This is a genomic window from Paraburkholderia sp. EG286B, assembly GCF_040965655.1.
Lineage (GTDB): Bacteria > Pseudomonadota > Gammaproteobacteria > Burkholderiales > Burkholderiaceae > Paraburkholderia.
The window spans coordinates 1-8,869 of the sequence record NZ_JBFRCF010000070.1; the positions used below are offsets into that span (position 1 = coordinate 1).

Genomic DNA, 8,869 nt, shown 5'->3' on the forward strand with positions numbered 1-8,869 from the left:
GAACGCGCCTGATCAAAAAGTAGCCTGATCTCGAACACTCGCAGTACAATCTAAGCACTACGCAGCACCTCCCTCCTGGCCTGTTCGACTTCACCGAAACGGGCGTTCAACTTCCCCGAAATACGCATCTCCTGGGCCTTCATTGAAGCTGCCGCTGTTGCCATGCGCAGCTGTCCGCAGGCGAGACGCTTTTATGAGCGCAAGAAAGCCCGGCGCATGCCCGTGGTCGCTATGAAGGCTCTCGCGCACAAGCTCGCCCGTGCCGCGTTCTACATGTTGCGAGATGGCAAACCATTCGAGGTGACCAAATACTTTGGTTAGATCCGGCGGGGCCGTGAGCCCGGTAAAAGTGTTGGCGTGAACCCAGTCTAGTGATTGGGCCACGCGCTCCCGCCGCCCCCAATCAGCGACCGCTGGGATGCCCAGACCATGAGCCGATATGAGCCTGGCACTGCTAACGCAGCAAGCCGATCATTGGTGAATACTCCCGTGGACACCGGTCTGGTACCGATGGTTTTCTGGGGCTCTTCATGAGCCACGGGCGAATACCAGAACACCGGCCTTTGCCTTGATGCCGATGGATGACTGGTGCAGACCAGTTCTGCAACCCAAGCGAACGAAAAACCGGACGCATGCTCATGCGCGTCGACGTGGTAGGGGCTGAGACTGTTTCAGCTAAGCAGGGTAAAGCCTGAGAGAAGAGTATTTATCTCTTGATCCACGCCTTTCAATGGATGACACTTTTAATGGCGCGACGGTGTCAGAATTATTGCGGTCTACGCTTGTCGACAGCCCGGTAGAGATAGCGCCACTCACCCCTGATTCGAATGTAGGTCTCGTCCATCCTCCAGCTCCTGCCCACTGTCCGTTTGCACTGTCGAAACGCCTTCTCCAGGACCGGCAACAGTTTGAGTGCCCAACGATGAACCGTCGAATGATCGACCGCAACCCCGCGCTCGGCCATCATCCGTTCGAGATGACGCAGGCTCAGCGCATAGGCCACGTACCATCGAACGCACAGCAACATTACGTCTAGCGGGTAATGCAACCGTTTGAGTACTTTTGCCACGGCCGGACTCAGCTTCTCGGTCATCGATCAAGTCACGCATTAAGGCCCGTCAGCATAGCAGACCGCCTTATTGCGACAGATCCGGTTCAAGCGCCTTCTCGATGCTCTCGATGACGTCGTAGCGGCTGTACTCACGAGCGAGCACAAGGTGGTAGCCGAGCACGGCGCGCGTGCAGACGTCGATGATGACAAGCAGCCAGACCCGCTCGATTTCGAACTCGTGCTTCAAGCCCAGCGGATCGGACACGACTACCTTGAGCCGGATGTCGAGCTTGTGACCATCGAGTTCGACGACCTGATAGGGGCGGCTTGCCGGTGGCGCGCCTGCCTGATCCTCGGGGCGAGGCAAGCCTTTGAGGTGCGAGGCGCCAGCCGCGCGTGCAGCAGTACCGAAGCTGCGTAGCCAGCTCCGCCTTCACGCACGCTGAGAGGGAGCGAATCGCCTGGCGTGCCGTATTGAACGGATAGTCCACCGCAGTCAGGCCCACTTGGCGGCACTGCTGCAGGAATTATGCTTGTAGGCCGCACGTGACAGCGCCGATCTCTCCGCGTCGTGCTACGCATTCGAAGCGCTCAATGCGTCCAGCGCGTCGAGTATCGCCTCGGGCGTCGCCGGCGCACGCAATGACGGAGCATGTTGCGAGCCCGGCACCGCGGCCGCGATCGCGTCGCGAATCGCGAGAAACACCGAGAGCGACAGCAGGAACGGCGGCTCGCCTACAGCCTTCGAGCGGAACACGGTCGGCTCCGCGTTGCTGTTGTCGTAGAGCCGCACGTGGAACGCAGCGGGCGTGTCGCTGAGCGCGGGAATCTTGTATGTCGACGGCGCGTGCGTCATCAGGCGGCCGTCGCGGTTCCACCAGAGTTCCTCGGTGGTGAGCCAGCCCATGCCCTGAATGAAGCCGCCTTCGATCTGGCCGAGATCGATCGCCGGATTGATCGATCGGCCCGCGTCGTGCAGCACGTCCGCGCGTACGAGCCTCGACTCGCCGGTCAGCGTATCGACGACCACCTCCGACACCGCCCCGCCATACGCGAAGTAATATAACGGACGACCGGTCAGCGTCTCCGCATCACAATGCACTTTCGGCGTCGCGTAGAAGCCGTCCGACCACAATTGCACGCGCGCCAGATACGCGGCGTTGATCAGCTGTTCGAACGTCAGCGCGTTGCCGTTCACCGAGACGCTGCCGCGCGCGAACTGCACGTCGTTGGCGTCGCCGCCGAGCTGACGCGCCGCGAGTTCAGCCAGGCGCGCGCGGATCGTCTGCGCGGCGGCTTCGGCGGCCATGCCGTTCAGGTCGCTGCCTGTCGAGGCCGAGGTAGCGGAGGTGTTGGCGATTTTTGAGGTATCGGTTGCGGTCACCCGTATGCGCGATAACGGCAAGCCGAACTGATTCGCGACCACCTGCGCGACTTTCGTGTTGAGCCCTTGGCCCATCTCGATGCCGCCATGATTGACGAGCACGGAACCGTCTTTGTATACGTGCACGAGCGCGCCGGCTTGATTCAGGAACGCCACGTTGAACGAGATGCCGAACTTGACCGGCGAAAACGCGAGGCCGCGTTTGAGCACGGGACTCTTTGCGTTGAATTCGGCGACCGCCGCGCGACGCGCGCGGTAGTCGCTCGAATCGAGCAGCGCGTCGGTCAGTGGCGCGAGGATGTTATCTTCGACGCGTTGTCCGTACGGCGTCGTATCGCGTTCGCCTATGCCGTAGTAATTCGCGAGCCGCACGTCGAGCGGATCGAGCCGCAACTCGCGCGCGATGCCGTCGAGCAACACCTCCATCATGAGCGCGGCCTGCGGTACGCCGAAGCCCCGAAACGCGGTGTTCGACTGCGTATTGGTTTTGCAGCACAGCGCGACGATATCGACGTCGGACAGGTAGTACGCGTTGTCGAAGTGCCACACCGCGCGCGTTGCGACCGCGCCGGACAGATCGGTGGAATAGCCGGCGCGCAATGCGATTTCGACGCGCACGCCGAGCAGTCGGCCCCGATCGTCGAAGCCCGCTTCGTATTCGTACACGGCGTCGTGGCGCTTGCCGGTGATCAGAAAGTCGTCGTCGCGATCGGCGCGCAGCTTGACCGGCCGATGCAGGCGTTGCGCCGCAAGCGCAGCCACGCACGCGAACAGCGCCGACTGCGATTCCTTGCCGCCGAAGCCGCCGCCCATGCGCCGGCATTCGCACACGACGTTATGTGCGGGCCAGCCGAGCATATCCGCGACGACCTGCTGGTTTTCGCTCGGATGCTGCGTCGAGCTGTAGACAAGCATGCCGTCCATCTCCTGCGGCACCGCATAGGCGATCTGGCCTTCGAGATAGAAATGCTCCTGGCCGCCGACCTCGAACCTACCGGCGAGCCGATGCGGTGCGGCGGCGATCTTCGCGTTGGGGTCACCACGCCGCAGATGCAGCGGCGGCTGCACGAACTGATTCGCGGCTTTAGCATCGGCTGCGGTGAGGATCGCGTCGAGCGGCTCATATTGGATCACGTCGTCGCTTTTCGCCAGCGTGGCGGCGCGGCGGGCAAGTTCGTGGCTCTCTGCAATCACCGCGAAGACCGGCTGACCTAGGTACAGCACTTCGCCGTCAGCGAGGATCGGGTCGTCGTGCACTAATTGGCCGCTATTGTTTTCGCCGGGGATATCGTCGGCGCACAGCACCGCTATGACGCCGGGCGCGTTTCGGACCGCGTCGAGGTCTAACTTCACGATGCGCGCATGCGCATGGCGCGACAGGCCAAGGGCCGCGTGCAGCGTGCCGTGCAGCTCGGCGATGTCGTCGGTGTAGGTCGCTTCGCCGCTTACGTGCAGCGCGGCGGATTCGTGTGGCAACGGCACACCGATTGACGCGCCGCTCTCGCCATCGTTAGGCGTCGCATGGCGTTGATCGGCACGCTCGGCCGCGCGTTCGACAAAGGCATCCGTCCGGTTCATCACGGCGACTGTTTCGCGGCTGCGTTCGCCGCGAACGCGATTGTGTTGACGTCGCAGAGACGCGAGCGGCGCGTCGGCGCGCGTTTCGAGACGGAAGCGCCACAGCAGATTGCGCGCGACCTTCAGCCGATACGCACGCGACGCGCGCATGTCGGTGAGCGGCTGGTAATCGGCGGCGAGCGCGTCCATCGCGAGACGGACGGTCTCGTCGTTCCACGCGGCGCCGTTGAGCAAGGCTTCAGTGTGGGTGGCGCGCTTCGGTGTCGCCGCCATGCCGCCGAACGCGACGCGCGCCGTGCGGATCGTGCCGTCTTCCGCGACGTGCAGCGCGAACGCCGCGCACACCGCCGAGATGTCCTGGTCGTAACGTTTCGCGACCTTGTAGGTGCGAAACCGTAGCGCGCCGCCCGGGCGCGGCACGCGCAGCGCGCTGACGAATTCGCCGGGCGCGAGCGCGGTCTTCTGATAGCCGAGGTAGAACGCGTCGAGCGGCAGCGTGCGGGTCCTGCGATCGCGGCGCAGCTCGACGTCGGCGCCCAGCGCGAGCAGTGCCGGCATCGAATCGCCGATCGGCGAGCCGTTCGCGACGTTGCCCCCGAGCGTGCCCGCATTGCGGATCGGCAGCGATGCGAAGCGCGTCCAAAGTTCGGCGAGCTCAGGGTAGTCGGCGGTGAGCGCCGCGTACGCGTCTTCGAGCGTGACCGCCGCGCCGATGGTCAGCGTATGCGCGTCGCGCGCGATCGCTTTCAACTCGGCGACGTTGCCGATGTACAGCAGGTCGCCGAGATCGCGCAACTGCTTGGTGACCCAAAAGCCGACGTCGGTGCTGCCCGCGATGATGCGCGCGTCCGGATGCTGCATGCGCAGCGTCGCGAACGCCTCGAGCGTGCGCGGGGCGTGGAAGGTCGGCGAGCCGAATGTGGGGCCGCGGGTGTCGGGCGCGCTGTATTCGAACGTGTCCTTGCGTTGCAGTGTGCGCAGCGTGGCCGCGATCGCATCGCGATCGAGCGCGACGCGCGGATGCTGCACATAGTCGAACATCCTCTGTGCAGCATCGATGATCGGCCGGTAGCCTGTGCAGCGGCACAGATTGCCGGATAACGCGGCGTCGATTTCGTCGCGGGTCGGCAGGCCGGCACTGGCGGGCTGGTTCTCGTACAGCGCCCACATCGACATCACAAAGCCGGGCGTGCAGAAGCCGCATTGTGAACCGTGACAATCGACCAGCGCCTGCTGCACCGGATGCAGCGCGCCGGTCGCGGCGCGCAGGTCTTCGACTGTGAAGAGGGCGCGGCCGTCGAGCGTGGGCAGGAACTGGATGCAGGCGTTGACCGCCTTCAGCGTGAGTTCGCCACGCGCGTCGAGTTCACCGATCACGACCGTGCACGCGCCGCAATCGCCTTCCGCGCAGCCCTCCTTGGTGCCGGTGCAGTGTAAGTCCTCGCGCAGGTGCGTCAGCACGGTGCGCGTCGCCGGAACGCCCGCGACCTCGCGGACGGCCCCTTGGTGATAGAAGCGGATGGTTTGCGTTGTCATGGCGAATCGGAAGACAGTGCGGATCGGGCGGGCGTTACGCATGGGGCCGCAAAAGCGGACTTCGGGACAATCGTATTCATGCAATTCGGCTCATCAATTCGGATTCAATGGTCATAGCCGTGCAAAATGAGGCATGCAGATTCCCAAACGCGAGCTGGCAAAGAAGATAGTTGGCCCCGCCTCTTCCAACTGATCGAGCAGAGTCTGTCTCACAAGAGCTGCTGTTCCTACTACGCACAATTCACTCTCTACTGCGGCGTCTAAGGTTGTGGTTTGGTGGAAGGGAATTGCATTGAGGTCGTACGAGTATTTGAAGTTTTTAAGCCATCGCTCTCGAAAGCAGGTGCCGCGACCGAATATGCATGGTTTGCAGATTGGTGGATCACAATCATGCGAAACAAGCGACCCGAAAAATGATGATTGGCCGTCTGCGCCCGTGTTGTGCCCGTCCTCGGTACGTATGCGTCAGTAAACTTCCGAACGGCGCCGGTCCTACGCATGCGATATTTGCGCCCTTTGCAGCGGCCCGGCGCGCAGACTCTGGTCAATTGGTGGCGATCCACGTCAGCGGGCGGAAGATATGCCGTTGGCTCTGTGCCAGATAGCGCGCATCACCTCTGCGGCAACCGACAAGCGTGGCCGTAGGCGAGGTTGCGCGGGGGATTGGTGAGTCGAACCATGAATTTTCCTCGTGGAGGCTAGCGTGATCGAGATGCCGCAAGTGTCGTGCCAAACCAAAAAAGTCATGCAGGACAACGCGATCACTTGGCAATACCTTGGCTTCTTCCCGACATTGTCGAAAATCTGACAAGTGAGGTAGTCGATCGGAACGCGTGGACGCCAACGGGTTGACCAGCGACCTGATTCAGATGGTATCGCTGCGTGAATGGCACAGGTGACAGGTAGCCAAGTCGATCCTGCCTGCGTTGCCTGTTAAAGAGGATCTCAATGTATTCGGTGATGGCTCGCCGTGCCTCTTCGCGTGTGGCGAAGCGTCGATGATAGACCAGCTCACTTTTGAATGTACCCCAGAACGACTCAATCGGTGCGTTGTCGAAGCAGTTGAACTGCCCCGGGTTTTCCCTCGGAATTACCCGCAAATTGTTCGTAATTCTGCGATGGGATGGCCTGTAAACGAAGACAGCGGATGTTAACTTTGGAGCCGTTCATGATCCGTGATGCCGGGCGTTGTCGCACACCCCTGATCTCGATGACTGGGCAAGTGAAGAGTTTGGTGCTGCCGAACTTGGCGACGCTCGCCTGACCAGACGGCTCGTGATGCTGCCGCGTAGGCTTTCGACGAGTCCGCATTGCTCTTTTCCGCAATCGTTCAATGCTTCTGAACTGAAGGCGGCTTATCGGTTTTTCGATAACCCACAGGTGGATGTCGATGGCGTGCTGAGCGCGCACATCGGCCAAACGCTTTGTCGCATGCAGCAGGTGCCGATCGTACTTGCGGTTCAGGACACCACTGAGTTCAATTTGTCTCATTTGCGGGCAACCGAAGGTCTGGGATATGGCTCCGATCCACACGTTCGTGGTTATACAGGCTGCTTGCGCTCACGCCTGAGGGACTGCCACTCGGCGTGATCGGCCTGAAGACGTGGATACGTAGGCCGGAGGAGTTGGGTAAGAAACATCTGCGCGGACAACGAAGCGTACAAGAGAAAGAGAGCGCGAAATGGCTCGAAGGTATCGAGCAGCTGGGCATACTCAAGATACACTGTCCGCATACGCAAGTCATCGGCGTGAGCGATCGCGAAGGCGATGTCTACGATGGGCTCTGTCAGGTTGACGCAGGAGCGGGGGTAGAATGAAGCGATGAAGAAAAGAAAGTCGCTTTATCACGGTCACCGCTTCCCTGTCATCGTCATCAGCTGCGCAGCAAAGGCCACCATCATGCCGTCGCTCTCGATCGGAATGGAAAGCGCCTGTACAACAAAGCGCTGCCCAACGATGAGGCCAAACTGCGCGCGCTCATCTCCGAACTCAAGGCGCACGGCCAACTTCTGTTCGTCGTCGATCAGCCCGCCACCGTCAGCGCGCTGGCCGTGATGAAGGTGTCCTGGTCGCCTATCTGCCGGGTCTGGCCATGCGCCGCATCGCCGATCTGCATGCCGGTGAAGCCAAGACCGACGCCCGCGATGCCGCCATCATTGCAGAAGCCGCCCGCTCGATGCCGCATACACTGCGCTCGCTTCGATTGGCTGATGAGCAACTCGCTGAACTCACCATGCTGTGCGGCTTCGATGACGATCTCGCCGCGCAAATCACGCAGACCAGCAACCGTATTCGCGGCCTGCTCACCCAGATTCATCCCGCTCTGGAGCGGGTTCTGGGACCGCGCCTCGACCATCCGGCCGTGCTTGACCTGCTCGAGCGATATCCGTCGCGCGCCGAACTTGCGGCCGCCAGCGAGAAGACTCTTGCTAACCGCCTCACCAAACTCGCACCCCGCATGGGCAAAAGCCTCGCGGCCGAAATCGTTCAGGCGAAGCTGTGGTCGTGCCCGGCACGCAGGCCGCGACCATCGTCATGCCACGTTTGGCCCAGCAGCTCGCCGCCTTGCGTAAGCAACGCGACGAAGTTGCCAGCGAAATGGAATGCTTGGTGCATGCACACCCTCTTTGGCCGGTCCTGACCAGTATGCCGGGAGTCGGCGTCAGGACCGCCGCCAGACTCCTCACTGAAGTCGCTCACAAAGCCTTCGCCTCAGCCGCGCATCTTGCCGCCTACGCCGGCCTTGCGCCGGTGACACGACGCTCTGGTTCCTCCGTGGCGAACACCCGTCCAGACGAGGCAACAAGGTGCTCAAGAGAGCGCTCTTCCTCTCTGCCTTTGCCGCCTTACGGGACCCGGTCTCCAAGGACTATTACGCTCGCAAGGTCCAGCAGGGCAAGCGCCACAATCAGGCGCTCATTGCTCTCGCCAGACGTCGCTGCGACGTGCTGTTCGCCATGCTGCGTGATGCCACCTTCTATCAACCGAAATCCGCCCCTAATGCTTGACGAATCACATAGGGGCACGTTACCTGCCGCAGTTGTCGCGGCGGTTCGAGCGACTGCAACGGCTCGGAAGTGTGAGTTCGCTGATGCAGGAAGCTGACGTCGGGGTGCTCAGCGGCAACTGTCAGCAATTGGCCACATTGCTGACGTACAACCGAGTGGCCCGCAATGTCCGCTACGGCCGAATGGACTGATATGACTTTCTGTGTCAATCTCGATCGGTTCTCGGGTTTGGTGCATCTGAATTTCCTGAGGGCGACGTAGCAGTACGTCTCGACGGTGGGTCACACTGATATCCGCGGGTTGGTTACCGCA

At 61.8% G+C, this 8,869-nt stretch carries 2 protein-coding genes and 5 pseudogenes; 2 read left to right on the top strand and 5 right to left on the bottom strand.

Annotated elements, in window-relative coordinates; genetic code table 11:
• Positions 1–781 precede the first annotated feature (781 nt).
• The 5 genes and pseudogenes from AB4Y42_RS43205 to AB4Y42_RS43225 form a co-directional block, all read right to left on the bottom strand.
• Positions 782–1,093 (bottom strand): annotated as a pseudogene (locus AB4Y42_RS43205) (IS6 family transposase); the annotation flags it as partial.
• Positions 1,094–1,151: 58 nt separating this feature from the next.
• Positions 1,152–1,593: pseudogene (locus tag AB4Y42_RS43210) on the bottom strand (integrase); the annotation flags it as partial.
• A 32-nt stretch (positions 1,594–1,625) separates the two neighbouring features.
• The gene (gene xdhB / locus AB4Y42_RS43215) at positions 1,626–4,013 is read right to left on the bottom strand and encodes a xanthine dehydrogenase molybdopterin binding subunit (protein ID WP_368692205.1); all 2,388 of its coding nucleotides are present in this window, start codon (positions 4,011–4,013) and stop codon (positions 1,626–1,628) included.
• A 93-nt stretch (positions 4,014–4,106) separates the two neighbouring features.
• A pseudogene (xdhA, locus tag AB4Y42_RS43220) lies at positions 4,107–5,591 on the bottom strand (xanthine dehydrogenase small subunit); the annotation flags it as partial.
• A gap of 812 nt (positions 5,592–6,403) precedes the next feature.
• Positions 6,404–6,613, bottom strand: a pseudogene (locus tag AB4Y42_RS43225) (IS3 family transposase); the annotation flags it as partial.
• A 124-nt stretch (positions 6,614–6,737) separates the two neighbouring features.
• Between AB4Y42_RS43225 and AB4Y42_RS43230 the strand changes: the two are divergent.
• Positions 6,738–7,139, top strand: coding sequence for a transposase DNA-binding-containing protein (locus AB4Y42_RS43230; protein ID WP_368692198.1), 402 nt, complete (start codon positions 6,738–6,740; stop codon positions 7,137–7,139).
• A 287-nt stretch (positions 7,140–7,426) separates the two neighbouring features.
• Positions 7,427–8,557 (top strand): annotated as a pseudogene (locus tag AB4Y42_RS43235) (IS110 family transposase).
• The last annotated feature ends 312 nt before the right edge of the window (positions 8,558–8,869 follow it).

Excerpts from the sequence above, each read along its gene's own strand:
- xdhB (WP_368692205.1), bottom strand. The coding sequence starts at position 4,013 with ATGAACCGGACGGATGCCTTTGTCGAACGCGCGGCCGAGCGTGCCGAT.